Here is a 14,922-nt window from a genome sequence, read left to right as displayed (position 1 = left end):
GAAATAGTGGATATTACTACTTCTGAGAATAACACGGAAATGGGATTTGCTGTATACATTAAACAGGAACAATTGGGTTCAAAGGATACGGTAATAAAGCGAGTCCTTTTATATATTTACTGTAAATGTGTAGAATAGTTTGTTAAACTATAGTATGCTTTATGCATTTATTTCCCAATACAGAAGTTAGCAAAGATATTACCTAGTAAATCATCATTGGTAATTTCACCTGTAATCTCACCAAAATGGTAGAGCGCTTGCCTAATATCTATCGCCATTAAATCACTAGTCAAGTTAATGTCTATCCCTTCTTGTACTTTAATAATTTCTTCTAAAGCCTTTAATAGGGCGTCGTAATGACGAGAATTAGTCACAATCGTATCATTGTTACGCAATGCGCCAGTATTGACAAAGTTTAATAAGGTAGATTTTAGCAACTCAACCCCTTCACCCGTTTTTGCAGATAGCGGTATCAAAACAGTGCCTTGTGGGAGTACGGTATTTTTTACGGCTGAAATAGTCTGAGTGTCTACTTCATCAATTTTATTAGCAACTACAACAAGCGTTTTTTGAGGATGCCTGTTTTTTATTTTTTCAATTTCAATTTGAAAATTCACGCCCGCGGTTGCGTATTCTTTGGTGCTCAAGAGCAGCAAAACCACTTGGGCTTGCTCCATTTTCTCAAACGTCTTTTTTATACCTAGTCCTTCTATGGTGTCGCTTGTGTCTCTTATGCCAGCCGTATCAATGAAGCGAAACGCTATACCTCCTATATTTAGTTCATCTTCAATGGTGTCTCTGGTGGTTCCAGCGATGTCACTAACGATGGCTCGTTCTTCGTTTAGTAATGAATTGAGCAAAGTAGATTTCCCCACGTTTGGTTCTCCTACGATGGCAACAGGAATTCCGTTCTTAAGTACGTTCCCTGTGGCAAAAGAATCTATAAGTCTTTTTAATACCTGGGTAATGCGTGTGATTAATTTTTGAAATTCGTCACGATTTGCAAATGCTACATCTTCTTCTGCAAAATCTAGTTCGAGTTCTATTAAAGAGGCAAAATTTAAAAGCTCTTCCCTTAATTGTTTTATTTCGTTTGAAAACCCACCACGCATTTGCTGGATGGCAAGTTGGTGTGAGGCTTCAGAGTCACTAGCAATTAGGTCTGCTACCGCTTCGGCTTGACTGAGGTCCATTTTGCCATTAATAAAAGCCCGAAGGGTAAACTCGCCTGCAGTGGCCATTCTAGCACCTTTCCGAAGACATAATTGTATGATTTCTTGTTGTATATAATTACTCCCGTGACAGGAGATTTCTACCACATCTTCTCCCGTATAACTTTTTGGGTTTTTAAAAATAGAAGCAAGTACTTCATCAACGATCCGTGCGCCATCCTTTATATGGCCTAAGTGAATCGTGTGTGTAGGCTGCTCGTGTAAAAGTTTTTTTGACACCGAACTAAAAATAGAAGAAGCAAGGGCAATAGCCTCGTCTCCAGAAAGTCTAATTACAGCAATGGCTCCAGCGCCTGCGGGAGTAGCAAGGGCTACTATGGTGTCTTGAATCATCCTGCAAAAATACATTAAAATTAGCCGAAAACAGAGGGCTTCTTTCTTCTGAAATGTAACAAAATTGAATTTTATACTACATATAAGCACAATCAAAAAACAATCAAAAAACAATCAAAATGGAAGTCTTAACTCAAAATGCCAAAAAAGTAGATACTCAATTATTGATGTTAACGCATCTAAGCCAGCTCACTACGTATGTAACTGGTTTTGGCGGCTTCGTGATACCTTTGATTATATGGCTTACCAAGAAAGACGAAATAGCAGATATGAATGAACACGGGAAATCGATTATTAATTTTCAGATTACCATGTTGCTTTCTGCATTACTGAGTATCCCTCTTATTTTTGCTTTCGGATTAGGGATTCTAACACTTATTTTTATTGGAGTACTTTCTTTTGTACTTCCTATTGTAAATGCTGTTAGGGCGAGTAAAGGAGAATCACCTAGTTTGTTCTGTACTATTGAGTTTATTAAATAGATATTAGATATTTAATGAAATTCAAAAAAGAGTATTATAAAAAATCTATAATAACATTAATGCTGGCAAGTGTGTCAGTATTTCTTGCTGCGACGTATGTGTTGCCCTATGCTATTTTAAAACCTAAAAGGCTACTTTTAGAGATAGACCCTGGCAGTATTTCTTCAAACTACGAACCTGTTTCAATCGCGATAAATGAAGTAGATTCTTTACGTGGTTTTTTATTTAAACCTGTTTATGTAAAGCCTAAAGCAATCATAATCTTAGTTCACGGAATTGGAGGGTCTAAAGAACATTTTTTCCCATTAGCGCAAAAACTAGCTCAAGATGGTTACAGCACTTTAACTATTGACAATAGGGCTCACGGAGATAGCGATGGCTCTTATGCGACCTATGGATATAAAGAGAAAGATGATATTTCGCTATTAGTAAACTTCCTTAAACAACGATCGCCTTCATTAAAAATAGGCGTCTGGGGTAGTTCTATGGGCGGGGCAATTGCGATTCAAGCTATGGAGCAAGATGAGAGAATAGCATTTGGCGTGGTAGAAAGCACCTTTACTAATCTTGAACAGATTGTTTACGATTATCAAAAAAGATTTTCTGCGGGCATCGGTCTCCGTTTTTTAACAGATTATGTAATTCAACGTGCGGGAATCATAGCAGATTTTGATCCCAAAAGAGTGAGTCCAGAAAACGCTGTTAAGAGTATTGAGCAACCTATGTTTCTAGCGCACGGTGATAAGGATGAAAGAATAGCATATCAATATGGTGAGCAATTATTTAATAATCTTGCTTCCAGCAATAAAAGCTTCGAACTAGTAAAAGGAGCAGGACATCTCAATCTAGGCGAAATAGGAGGTGAGGCATATTATAATAAAGTATTAGTCTTTATTTCGCGACAATTAGAATATTAAGCGAATCCATAAACTGTGGACATGGATTTTTTATTAATTCTCACTATAAATAAAATCTAGTAGCACATTAATCCGTTTAAGTTACCGGAGTTCTTCATTTTTACACGAAGTTTGCACACTAATTAATTTGTTAATTTAAATTAAAATTAAAACAAGATGGTAACAACAACAACATTAAAAGGAACTCGCATTTTTCGCAACGTATTTTTTATGGCAAGTTTTCTTTTTTGTACTTCACTATTTGCACAAGATGCGGTAAATGAAGAAAAAGGTATTCTTCAATTTGAAACACCTGTACTTGATTATGGAACCATCGCGCACAATGCAGACGGTGTACGTTCTTTCAAGTTTAAAAATGTAGGGAATGCTCCTATCGTAATTACAAGTGTAAAAGGAAGTTGTGGGTGTACAGTGCCTACAAAACCAGATGCGCCAATTATGCCAGGCGAAACTGCAGAGATTGGAGTAAAATATGCTACCAATAGAGTGGGTGCTTTTACTAAATCTGTAACAGTAACGTCTAATGCAAGTGAGGGAACTATGCTTCTTAAAATTAAAGGAACAGTTTTGCCAGCTGCGACAGCTGCCTCTGCAACACCAGATAAAAAAAGCGGTAAGTAACACTTGACCGACTAAAACACAAAAGACCTCTTACAATCTTGTAAGAGGTCTTTTGTGTTTTAACATTTATATCCCTGTTGTTTTAGCCATTCATTGCTTCCACTTTTTCGTATACTATGCATCTAGAAATTATAGTTAACTCCTACGCTAGAAAAATAATTGCGAGGATTACCTGGATAGAAATACCTAGGTTGGTTTCCTCCAAAAGCGGAGGCGTTTATTAAAATAGAAGACGCATACTTAGTATTGAGGACATTGTTAATCCCTGCAGAAATAGTAATAACCAGCCCGCTAAACACTTCTTTTTTATAACCAGCTTTAGCAAAAAGGAGTTGGTATGCATCACTATATAAAGTGTTTGCATCTGTAATAGGTTGGCTTCCTATGTACCGATAGGAAACACCTGTATTAAAGCCTGTTTCATGCGCTATAGAAACACCAGTCGTCATCTTTTTTTTAGGGATTCCCGTGAGATCATTACCAGAAAAATTAGCTGACTCGTCTACAAAGTCAATGAACTTATGAGCGTTGAAATCAGCGTTTATATAGGTGTTTAAAGAGAGGCGAGGCGCTATATTGTTTACATATTGCAAACTCATCTCCACTCCACGATGATTTGTTTTACCTGCATTCCTTCCAATAAATTGATCATCGCCCACGCGTTCTGCAACCACTAGATCATCAATAGATAATAGGTAGAATGAACTTTTTAATCTCAGGGTGTTTTTAAAAAAAAGAAGGTCGCCACCCACTTCATAATTCCACCCTTTTTCTGGGCCAATGTCTGGATTGATTGTACCATCTGGCGTTAAGGTTTCTTCAATGCTTGGATAATTAAACCCACGACTCACGTTTCCGAAGAAAACAATATCATTTGAGGCGGTATAGGAAATACTTAAGTTAGGAGCAAAAATAGGATCGAAGTCTCTGTCAGCACTTTTGTTTGCCGCTCCCAAGTTAAATAGGTCTATGTATTCATACTGGGTTTTGTTTATATTGAGTCCTGCTTCTACCTTCCAGTTTTCTGCCAGTGATACGGTAGTAGTTCCGAAAAGATTGAACTGGCTTCGCAGCTCCTTATTGTCACTTAACAAAGCTCCTTCCAGTGAACCATTGCCATTGTTCTCTTGATAAAGATTGTCAATCGTTTGCCATTGATACCGATCCTGATACCACTCGCCGCCAAAACTTAGTATTGCCTGCCGCTCTTTGAACTTGTATTCCTTGGCAAAAATGGTTCTTGCACCATATCCGTTTGTAATTTCGTCAAGGATATTAAAAGGCCTCGGTTCATAGTGATCTAGATAGGTGTAAAAAACGCTCGTTGTATTACTAAGGTTTTGTGAGACCTCACTTGTGAGTGTAAGTCCTGCTAGCGTTTCGTTGTTGTCTTCATAGCCTCTGGCTTGACCCCAAGTAAAAGCCGCTTGTGTTGGGTCTTCATTAAAAGAAGTTTGTGATAGTGAGCTAGGGATTTCAGCGCTATTATCATAGTGTTGAATCAAGGCACCTAATTTGAATTTAGAACTTAGGTTAAACTCCGTGTATGTTAAAATACTGTTGCGATTGTATTTACTGTTATCACGATATCCATCTAATTTTAAATGGCCATAACTAGTATAAGCGCTCAGGTCTTTCTCTTTATAGCTTGCACTCGTTGTGTTTTTAAACAAGCCGTAAGAGCCTGCGCTAAAGGTTGTCGATACGTCTAGCCCATCTTTATTGGCTTCTTTTGTAGAAAGCAATATAGTCCCGCCTATATTACTACCGTATTGTGTGGCTTTGGGGCCTTTCACGATCTCTATTGTAGACAGACTGTTAGTATCATAACTATCAATATTCGTTTCTCCAGCACCGCTAGTAATAGGAATTCCATTAAAATAAGCGCGTATTTTGTTGGTGCCAAAGAGCGTGCGAGATCCCACGCCGCGAATGGTAATCCTATTGGTGTTAATCGCACCACTTTGTATGTAAACACCAGAAGTTTGATTAATAGCGTCTACTAAGTCAATTGGTGTAAAATTTTGAAGAACACTTTCTGTGATTTTTTCTGTCGGTATTAAAACACCAGAAGCTTTTTGATAGCTAGCAGATAGCACTACCGTAGTTAATATTTGGGTATTCGCAACGGAATCTTGAGGGATAGGATTTTGACGAATTGGATCTACCTGTGCAATTCCCTTAAAGGAAAAGCAATACAAAGTTATGAGTAAGAAATTGATTTTCATTTGATTGTGAATGTACTAAACGAGGATTGACAACAAAAATGAAACGCATAAAAAATCCCACATAATTTGTGGGATTTTTCATTGTTATTCGGTGCTTAGTTGGAGCTTAGTTGTTTAACATTACTGGCATTACTAGCATCGTTACTTTTTCTCCTTCATCCAGTCCGTCAACAGGTGTCAAAATACCCGCGCGGTTAGGAAGACTCATTTCTAATGAAACATCATCACTGGTAAGGTTGTTTAGCATTTCGGTTAAAAAACGAGAATTAAAACCTATTTGCATATCGTCACCTTGATAGTCACATGTAAGACGTTCTTCTGCTTTATTGCTGTAGTCAATGTCTTCTGCGGAAATATTAAGCTCTGCTCCAGCAATTTTTAAGCGTATCTGGTGAGTAGTTTTATTTGAGAAGATAGACACACGACGTACGCTGTTTAAAAACTGATTACGAGAGATTGTTAGTTTATTCGGGTTCTCTTTTGGGATTACCGCGTCGTAGTTGGGGTATTTACCATCGATAAGACGACAAATTAACTCTGTACCATCAAAGCTAAATTTTGCATTACTATCATTATACTCCACAGCCACTTCGTCTTCACTACCTAAGAGAATACTCTTTAAAAGATTCAAAGGTTTTTTAGGCATTATAAATTCTGCCGTTTCTGAAGCCGTGACATCCTCACGTGTATACTTTACAAGTTTATGTGCATCTGTTGCAACAAAGGTTAAACCGTCTGTCCCAAACTGGAAAAACACACCACTCATTACGGGTCTCAAGTCATCATTACCACTTGCAAAAATAGTCTTGCTTATTGCGGTTGCTAAGATATCTCCTTGAATAATAGTAGAAGAAGGATCTTTAAGCTCCACAGCACTAGGAAACTCAGCACCATCTGCATATGCAAGCGCATATTTACCGTGATTAGAACTAATCTCTATGGTGTTATTGTCTTCTACAGTAAAGGTCAACGGTTGCTCCGGAAACGTTTTAAGCGTATCAAGTAACAGACGAGCAGGAATACAAACACTTCCTTCTTCACTACTTTCTACATCAAGCATAGAGGTAACCGTAGATTCTAGATCTGATGCCGAAACTTTAAGCGAATTGCCATTAAGTTCAAACAAAAAATTATCTAGGATGGGTAGCGTATTGTTATTGTTAATAATCCCTCCTAAAACCTGAAGTTTTTTGAGTAGATATGAGCTGGATACGATAAATTTCATGTGTGTATGCTGATTCTATTTTTATTAAAAAGGCTATAATACTTATTGTAAGGTGTTGATTTGTACAAACTTATATTTTACAGAAGTCCTTGCGACAGTCAAAACAAATATATTTTAAATCAATTCATTTAAAAAGCTTTGTTATAAAAAGTTATCACGATAAAGGAGGAAGTTTTACGAAAAGGAATAGCATTAAAAGGTTAAATGAAAATTGGAGTCTGAGGTATGTTTTAAATAGGTGAAAGTTAAATTAGATTATTTCTAGGGTGGCTAAGATTCCGAATGCTGAACCAGCCTCAACACAAGTCAAGTTCTGAATGACAGTCTTGTTTGTCTAGCTAAGTTTTTTAGTTTAACTACTAACTACTCACTGAAACCTCTTCAACCACATCCACACTCCAAGCAGCAGCTTTCTCTTGAAACAAGGGTTTTGTTTTTGCCCAGACTCCCTTAAATAGGTCGCTGTGTCGATAGTTCTCTAGGGCTGATTCTTCTTGCCAATGGCTATGGGTGAAAAAAATATGTGGGTTCCTTTTGTCTCGCCAAAGTTGCAAATGAAGACAGCCTTCAAAATTTCTTATTTTATGTTTTACAGATTCAAAATCTTCCAAGAATGTGGAAATGTTTTCGGGCTTAAATTCCATTTTTACGATGCGGGTAAACATAGGAGTGCGGGTCTTAATTTATTAATAATGATGCTGCAAGCAGGCAAAATAAAAGTGAAAAAAATAAAAATTATAGCGGCGTGAAATTTATCGTAACGCTATCGCGATATTCCAATCCAAAGAGTGTAGAGGCACTACCCACGGTAGTTGGGTTGCTTTTGTAAATCGCAAGCTCTAAGTATTTTGAACTGTTCCAGAGGGCTATTTTTTTACCATCTTCTTCGCGCTTTTCCTTTGGTTGCTCAAAGTTAATGGCATCGCTATAGTGGGTGTGGATGGTGTTGAAGTTGGCGCGTCGTGCCGTTACTTTATAATCTCTCCCTTTTCCTATGGTGTCAAAAAGTGATTTCGTAATGTTTGTAATAACGTTTCCGTAGTTATCAATATAAATAACGTTGCCAATAATCTGTTTTCCTTCTCCTTGAATTACAGGATTGAGACCATTAAGTTGTTTTATCGCTTCTATCTGTTTGCCTATAACCTCCAGTGTACCCCCGCGTGCGATGTGGCAAGCCACCTTTACAAAGACATCAAGTACTGGAAAATTACTCACAATATGATCGTGAATGTTTATTTCTACGATTTTCTCAGGGACAATTTCGTTCGCCAACATAGAGATAATCCCATTGTCGGCACAGATAAAATAGTGACCGTCAAGAAGGACAGCTATATGTTTGTTTTCTGGATTAAGTTCGCTGTCAATCCCGATAATATGAATCGTTCCTTCAGGAAAACTCCTATAAGCACTTTGTATAATATAAGCAGCTTCTGAAGTGTGAAAAGGCGATACAGAGTGCGTGATGTCTACTATACGTACAGTTTCTAACTCTGCATAGATGGCGCCTTTTACTGCACCTGCAAAGTGATCTTTCTCTCCAAAATCTGTGGTTAATGTTATAATGGGCATTGCACGACTGTTGATACTTTGTTAACAATATCTACTACAAAAGTAAGGCACTTTTTGCATAGTAAAAACTATATTTACATAACCTATTAATTGTTATAAACAACACCGCTTTTGAACGAACTCATATTAGAACTCACCGATATAAGCCCAAGAGATTTTTTTGGCGAACAGAGTGCAAACATCACGTTAATCAAAAATTATTTCCCTAAGCTTAAGATAGTTGCAAGAGGAAGTAAGATAAAAGCCTACGGAGATGAAGAGGTCTTAGAAGAATTTGATAGGCGGATGTCGATGCTTTTTGAGCATTACGGAAAGTATAACAAACTGGATGAAAATGTAATAGAGCGTGTTTTAACGAGCCATAGCAAGGCAGATTATGAAACACCAATGAGTAGCAATGATATTTTGGTGCACGGGGTGGGTGGCAAGATTATCAAACCACAAACTGCAAATCAACGCAAGTTAGTGGCCTTGTCATATACAAATGATATGGTCTTTGCTGTTGGACCAGCAGGTACCGGTAAAACCTATACAGGCGTAGCCCTGGCAGTAAAGGCATTAAAAGATAAAAAGGTAAAACGGATCATCCTTACAAGACCTGCAGTGGAAGCAGGGGAGAACCTCGGATTCTTACCAGGTGATTTAAAAGAAAAATTAGATCCATACATGCAGCCGTTGTATGATGGTTTGCGAGATATGATTCCGGCCGAAAAGTTAGAACAGCTTATTGAGAATGGTACGATCCAGATTGCTCCATTGGCATTTATGAGAGGTAGAACGCTAGATAATGCTTTTGTCATACTTGATGAAGCTCAAAATACCACACATGCACAGATGAAAATGTTTTTAACTCGTATGGGTAAAAACGCCAAGTTTATGATCACAGGAGATCCGGGACAGATTGATTTACCGCGACGTGTAATTTCGGGTCTTAAAGAAGCATTGTTGGTTCTTAAGGATGTAGAAGGAGTTGGTATTATTTTCTTGGATGATAAAGATGTGATCCGTCATAAATTGGTAAAAGCAGTAATCAAGGCTTATAAGAGTATTGAGAATTTGGATTCTTAAGTGGTATCCCAATAGCTATAGGAACTAAAACAGAATTACCCGCTACAACACCAAATTTAAACTTTAGTGCACTTTAGGCACTCTTTCTTAGATATATGAAAAACACAATTACACACACAGACTTTAATTTTCCAGGGCAGAAATCTTTGTATAGAGGAAAAGTTCGAGCGGTATATACCTTAGATAATAACGTGCTATTAATGGTGGCTACAGATCGATTGAGTGCTTTCGATGTTGTGATGCCTAAAGGGATCCCGTATAAAGGTCAAATCCTGAATCAGATTGCCACTAAGATGATGCGCGATACGGAAGATATAGTTCCTAATTGGCTTATTGCCACTCCAGACCCTAACGTAGCTATAGGCTACGCCTGTGAACCATTTAAAGTAGAAATGGTAATAAGAGGGTATATGAGTGGTCATGCTGCGAGAGAATACAAGACAGGACAAAGAATGTTATGCGGTGTTGCCATGCCAGAGGGGATGAAAGAGAATGATAAATTTACATCACCAATTATTACGCCTGCAACTAAAGCAGAAATGGGCGATCACGATGAAGATATTTCTCGAGAAGCTATTATAAAAAAGGGTATTGTTGCTGAAGAAGACTACCTAGTATTGGAAGATTATACGAGAAAGTTATTTCAAAGAGGCTCGGAGATTGCAGAAAGTCGTGGCCTAATCTTAGTGGATACAAAGTATGAATTCGGAAAAACTAAGGATGGGAAGATTGTCCTTATTGATGAAATACACACGCCAGATTCTTCGCGCTACTTTTACGCTGAAGGATATCAGGAGCGACAAAATACAGGCGAAGCTCAAAAACAACTCTCCAAAGAATTTGTGAGACAGTGGCTCATACAAAACAACTTTCAAGGACTAGAAGGACAGACCGTTCCAGAAATGTCTGATGCGTATATCACTACTGTTTCTGAACGGTATATCGAACTGTACGAAAATATAACGGGTGAGCCCTTTATCAAGGCAGACCTTGAGAATATTGATAAGCGCATTTCTGAAAATGTGGCTGCTTATTTTAAATAAATTATAATACTGCGTACTTCCAAAAAGTCAAAGGTTTTCAGTTGTTCATCACGGCGGCGTAAATAGAAATGTTTATCTGGCTCTAAGGGCACGGTCGTAGTTCATACAATTAAAAAAGGTATCCTTTTATATTTCTATAAAGGGATACCTTTTTTGTTTTACAGCGTAGGCAAAAGGCCTATATATTATTCTGTTGCTGAATCTTCTGAAGATTCTTCTTCAGTTGCAACAGGAGCTGGTTTTGGTTTGCATAAGTTTCTTAGCTTGGTAAGCTTAGATTTCCATAACTCAAATTCTTCTTTGTGTTTGGCGATGTTTTTATGTACATCTTTCACCATTGGGTTATCATCAGAAACATGCTTAAAGAACTCTAGATTGTTTTGTAACTGCAACATTTCGTTGCGAGTTTCCTCTACTTTTTTAGTTAAGAAGAACTCTTCATTACGCAATGCACGGGTGTCATCTTGGGATAATAACGTATTCACGCGATTCTCATATTTGACAATCTCCATTTCCTTCTTGTCCATATCAAGCTGACCAAAAAGACCATCTATCGCTAGGTTAAACTTCTGGTCTATGCCTTTACTCTTATAAGGAACACGGCCTATATTTTTCCATTCGTTTATCTTCCCTTTAATTAAAGCGATATCTTCTTTGTGTTCACCACTTAGTTTCACCTCTTTTAAAGAGTCAAGTACTACTTTTTTTGCATCTAGGTTTTCAACTTCTCCTTTTTGCTCTTCTTCTTTCCCTGCGTTTATACGGTCAAAAAAGTGATTACAAGCAGCTCTAAATTTCTTCCAAATTTTATCACTATCCTTTCTTGGTACGTGCCCTATTTTTTTCCAATCACTCTGGATTTTCTTCATTAGGTTAATCGTACCTTCAAAGTCATCATTATCCTTGTTTGCTTCTGCCACGGCAATTAATTCCTTTTTCTTATCAAGGTTTGTGTATTGCTCATCTTTCTGCCCCTTATAAAAATCGTTCTTGGTTCTGTTAAACTCACGCGTCGCAGTTTTAAATTCACCCCATACCTTTTTGTCATCACTCTTAGGAACTTTCCCTGACTTAAAAAACTGTTCTCTTAACGTTTCAATTTCTTTAATCCCGTTCTGCCAGTCTTTATGACTTTTTGCTCCTTTTTCTGTTATCTCATTTATCTTTTCAATAAGGGCTTGTTTCGTTTCAAGATTAACGACATAAAGTTTTTCCTTTTCTGCTTCTAGTATGTCTTTCTTATCGTGAACTATCTTAGTGTATTCAGAAAACTCATCCCAAACCTTCTCACTGTATTCTCTCGATACAGGTCCAGTCTCGTCTTTCCAAATTCTATGTAATAATTGTAATTCTCTAAAAGCCTTTGATACATTTTCAAGTTTTGAAAGTTCTTGAGCTCTTAATATAATTTTTAACTTCTTATCTAGATTAAATTTATGGTCAAGATCTCTTGTCTCTCTATCAAGATCCATAAGGCCATAATAAGTATCTCTATGATGTTTATAGTTGTTCCATACAATGTTATAGGTGTCTCTTGGGATGTGTCCTATTTCATTCCATTGGTCTTGAAGTGATCTAAATGTGTTGTAGTTTTGACGTACAGATTTACCGTTTTCAAAGAGTGACTTTAACTCTGTCACAATAGCTTCTCTTTTTACTAGATTTTCTTCTTGCTCCCTTTTAACTGAAGAAAAATGTGCTTTTTGTTCTTTTCTATAAGCACCGTATAAACCGTTGAATTCTTTTTTTAATGAAGAGGTATGGTGGAAATCTATAATATTTCCGCCCCCAGTTAAAAAGCTTTCTTTTGCTTGTGCGGTCTCAGTGTTAAATTGGTCGTTAAACTCGTTTTTAATTGCTTCTACCTGATTCTTTATTTTCTTAAAAGAATGATCCTTAATTAAAGCAGCTAAGTGTGTCACCAATTTTTCTTGGTTTAAAGAAGTATAATCTACTTCTTTAATCACTGCTGTGTTTTCAGATTCAGTATCATCCTCATCATCATCTTCTTCTTCTTCTTCTTCTTCAAGATCTTCTATGGCTTCGTCATCATCATCGTCATCAGATTCAACAGCTACCTCAGACACTTCTTTAGGACTGTCCTTTTTAACTTCTTTTTCAGGAATTTGAATCTCAGCTATTTCTGCAGCAGGTGATGCTTCAGATTCTTCAGTTTTCACTTCAATTTTTGCTGGTTCAATAGGAGGAGTTGTTTCTTCTGGAGTTACTTTTATCTCTTCATTTTCAGGAGATTGAACTTCAGGAATTTCCGCAGCAGGGGCAGTCACCGTATCCTCATTTTTTGAGATTGCTGATTTGGGCTTACTATTTTCTTCTGGGCTTTTGTTTTCTTCAGACATTTCTTTCAATGTTAAGGGTCAATTATTAAAGGGGGCAAATATACTAACTACCTTAGAGAACAAAAAGCTTAATGAGTGTTTTAAAGTACTACTTTTGCCAGATAGCCCAAGCTTTTTTTGCTTGATGTATCAACATTTTATGGCCACTGCATACCCTTGCACCGTTAACAAAACCTCTTTTTAGAAACTCTGTTTGACTCGGGTTATAAATAAGATCAATGAGAACGTGGTCACTAGTAATGCTTTCATAAGGCAGTTCTGGACACCTATTAATGTCTGGATAGGTACCTAAAGGAGTACAATTGATAATTAAATAATGTGCTGCCATCACAGATCGTGTAATATCTTGATATCTAAAGATGTCACCTACGCCGTTGCGAGAAACAAATCTAAAGTCAAAACCCATTGTTTCAAGTACATAAGCAATGGCTTTAGACGCGCCTCCGGTACCTAGTATTAAGGCTGTCCTTTTCTTTATGGGTAAGTAATCACTAAGTGTGAGGGCAAACCCAGAGTGGTCTGTGTTATACCCAATAAGTTTATTTGTGGCAGTTATCTTTATGGTATTTACTGCACCTATTGCTTTAGCTTCATTGTCAAGTCTGTCTAGAAATGGCAACACTGCTTCTTTATATGGAACAGTCACGTTAAAACCTTTGTAGTCTAAACGCCGTTCCTCTAAAAACGCTTTTATAAGATCTGGAGATTCTATTTCAAAATTCTCATACGTATCTTGTCTTTCTTCTTGCTTAAATTTTGTGTTGAAAAACTGCTTTGAGTAAGAATGCCCAAGTGATTTGCCTATAAGACCATATTTACCCATTAATAGTAGATTTTTTAGATTTTTTATACCAGTCTAAGCTTAGAACTACAAAGATACCAATAATGATAAAAAAGATTGCAATAAATGTTTCTGTCGAAAATTGATTTGGAAAATAACGTTCGTATCCAGAAATAATAGCCTGACCATTTGCGTCATATTGCTTGCTGCCAATACTCGAAAGAATAAAAAGTTCTTCTTTCCAAGGCCATACGACTCCCAATGAACCTGCAATAAAGCCGATGATAACCGCATAGGTTGCTGATTTATATTTTTTAATTACATATCCTAAAAGATGCGAAAGAGAAACAAGACCAACTAAGGAGCCAAGTGAAAAAATAGCGAGAACTTTTAATAATTGAATTCTCTCTGGGTTCTCCATAAAACTAAAGTTCCATTGAAAAATAGATACAATCGTGTCATAAAGTGCGTTTACAGAATCTACAAGCAATAATACATAGTTACCCAAAAGAATCAATATAAAAGAGCCAGATAAACCAGGGAGTGTCATGCCGCTTACTCCTATGATTCCGCAGAAAAAAACAAAGATTAGATTATCATTTTCTTTTGCGGGTTCTAAAAAACTTATGCTAACTCCAGCAATAATACCGCATAGGAGGTAGGCAACATATTTCCTGTTCCATTCACCAAAGTCTTTTGCAATGTAATAGATGGAGCCCAGTATCATGCCAAAAAATGCGCTCCAGACATATAGTTCGTAATACACGATAAGATAATCCAGCGCCTTAGAAACACTAAAATAACTAATGATCATCCCAAGAATAAGGTAGCCTAAAAAGGGACCATTTATGTATTTTCCAAAACTCCTAAAACGTCCGTTTAATAAAAGACCAAAAGCTTTTTTATTAATTTTCTGCAAGGAATAAATAAACTCTTCATAAAACCCAGCCACAAATGCTACCACTCCACCAGATACGCCAGGCACTTTGTTTGCAGCACCCATTGCAAGCCCTTTGAGGACTAGCCATAGTTTATCAGATCTGGATCTTTCTTGATGCAT

Annotated in this window: 13 protein-coding genes; 5 read left to right on the top strand and 8 right to left on the bottom strand. The window is 37.1% G+C overall.

Translation table 11 applies throughout. The annotated features are described in order from the left end of the window. Window positions 1-167: 167 nt before the first annotated feature. Complete coding sequence (gene mnmE, locus ABXT71_RS11495) at window positions 168-1,565, bottom strand: tRNA uridine-5-carboxymethylaminomethyl(34) synthesis GTPase MnmE (protein ID WP_415371500.1); 1,398 nt, start codon at window positions 1,563-1,565, stop codon at window positions 168-170. A 119-nt stretch (window positions 1,566-1,684) separates the two neighbouring features. Between mnmE and ABXT71_RS11490 the strand changes: the two genes are divergently transcribed. From ABXT71_RS11490 to ABXT71_RS11480, 3 genes are all read left to right on the top strand, one after another. Continuing rightward, window positions 1,685-2,047, top strand: coding sequence for a DUF4870 domain-containing protein (locus ABXT71_RS11490; protein ID WP_415371499.1), 363 nt, complete (start codon window positions 1,685-1,687; stop codon window positions 2,045-2,047). Between the two features lie 14 nt (window positions 2,048-2,061). Next, on the top strand, window positions 2,062-2,964 hold the full coding sequence (locus tag ABXT71_RS11485) for an alpha/beta hydrolase (RefSeq protein ID WP_415371498.1): 903 nt from the start codon (window positions 2,062-2,064) through the stop codon (window positions 2,962-2,964). 156 nt (window positions 2,965-3,120) lie between these two features. Beyond that, complete coding sequence (locus ABXT71_RS11480; RefSeq protein ID WP_415371497.1) at window positions 3,121-3,585, top strand: DUF1573 domain-containing protein; 465 nt, start codon at window positions 3,121-3,123, stop codon at window positions 3,583-3,585. 122 nt (window positions 3,586-3,707) lie between these two features. Here ABXT71_RS11480 and ABXT71_RS11475 read toward each other — a convergent pair whose 3' ends face one another. From ABXT71_RS11475 to ABXT71_RS11460, 4 genes are all read right to left on the bottom strand, one after another. Then, window positions 3,708-5,813 (bottom strand): TonB-dependent receptor family protein, encoded by a 2,106-nt coding sequence (locus ABXT71_RS11475; protein ID WP_415371496.1) that lies wholly within the window; start codon window positions 5,811-5,813, stop codon window positions 3,708-3,710. 106 nt (window positions 5,814-5,919) lie between these two features. After that, window positions 5,920-7,038, bottom strand: a complete 1,119-nt coding sequence (gene dnaN, locus ABXT71_RS11470) for a DNA polymerase III subunit beta (protein ID WP_415371495.1) — start codon at window positions 7,036-7,038, stop codon at window positions 5,920-5,922. 359 nt (window positions 7,039-7,397) lie between these two features. Then, the gene (locus tag ABXT71_RS11465; protein WP_415371494.1) at window positions 7,398-7,703 is read right to left on the bottom strand and encodes a putative quinol monooxygenase; all 306 of its coding nucleotides are present in this window, start codon (window positions 7,701-7,703) and stop codon (window positions 7,398-7,400) included. A 70-nt stretch (window positions 7,704-7,773) separates the two neighbouring features. Beyond that, a complete protein-coding gene (locus ABXT71_RS11460; RefSeq protein ID WP_415371493.1) occupies window positions 7,774-8,610 on the bottom strand; it encodes an SAM hydrolase/SAM-dependent halogenase family protein in 837 nt (278 codons plus the stop codon). Window positions 8,611-8,721: 111 nt separating this feature from the next. Here ABXT71_RS11460 and ABXT71_RS11455 point away from each other — a divergent pair, with 111 nt between their 5' ends. Both ABXT71_RS11455 and ABXT71_RS11450 read left to right on the top strand, forming a co-directional pair. Continuing rightward, window positions 8,722-9,678 carry a PhoH family protein gene (locus ABXT71_RS11455; RefSeq protein ID WP_415371492.1) on the top strand — a complete coding sequence of 319 codons (957 nt, stop codon included), beginning with the start codon at window positions 8,722-8,724 and terminating at the stop codon, window positions 9,676-9,678. A gap of 95 nt (window positions 9,679-9,773) precedes the next feature. Continuing rightward, on the top strand, window positions 9,774-10,721 hold the full coding sequence (locus tag ABXT71_RS11450; RefSeq protein ID WP_415371491.1) for a phosphoribosylaminoimidazolesuccinocarboxamide synthase: 948 nt from the start codon (window positions 9,774-9,776) through the stop codon (window positions 10,719-10,721). A 185-nt stretch (window positions 10,722-10,906) separates the two neighbouring features. On the opposite strand, the gene ABXT71_RS11445 is transcribed toward ABXT71_RS11450, so the two are convergent. The 3 genes from ABXT71_RS11445 to ABXT71_RS11435 all read right to left on the bottom strand — a co-directional run bounded on the left by ABXT71_RS11445 (window position 10,907) and on the right by ABXT71_RS11435 (window position 14,922). After that, on the bottom strand, window positions 10,907-13,081 hold the full coding sequence (locus ABXT71_RS11445; protein ID WP_415371490.1) for a DUF349 domain-containing protein: 2,175 nt from the start codon (window positions 13,079-13,081) through the stop codon (window positions 10,907-10,909). A gap of 88 nt (window positions 13,082-13,169) precedes the next feature. Then, complete coding sequence (locus ABXT71_RS11440; RefSeq protein WP_415371489.1) at window positions 13,170-13,904, bottom strand: shikimate dehydrogenase family protein; 735 nt, start codon at window positions 13,902-13,904, stop codon at window positions 13,170-13,172. Continuing rightward, entirely contained in the window at window positions 13,897-14,922 is a 1,026-nt protein-coding gene (locus ABXT71_RS11435; protein ID WP_415371488.1) for a DUF368 domain-containing protein, read from the bottom strand. The genes ABXT71_RS11440 and ABXT71_RS11435 overlap by 8 nt, the downstream gene beginning before the upstream one ends.

It is taken from the genome of Patiriisocius sp. Uisw_047 (assembly GCF_047730165.1).
Classification (GTDB): domain Bacteria; phylum Bacteroidota; class Bacteroidia; order Flavobacteriales; family Flavobacteriaceae; genus Patiriisocius.
The sequence above is the reverse complement of the archived record's forward strand: the minus strand, read 5'-3'. Positions and strand labels throughout refer to the sequence as shown.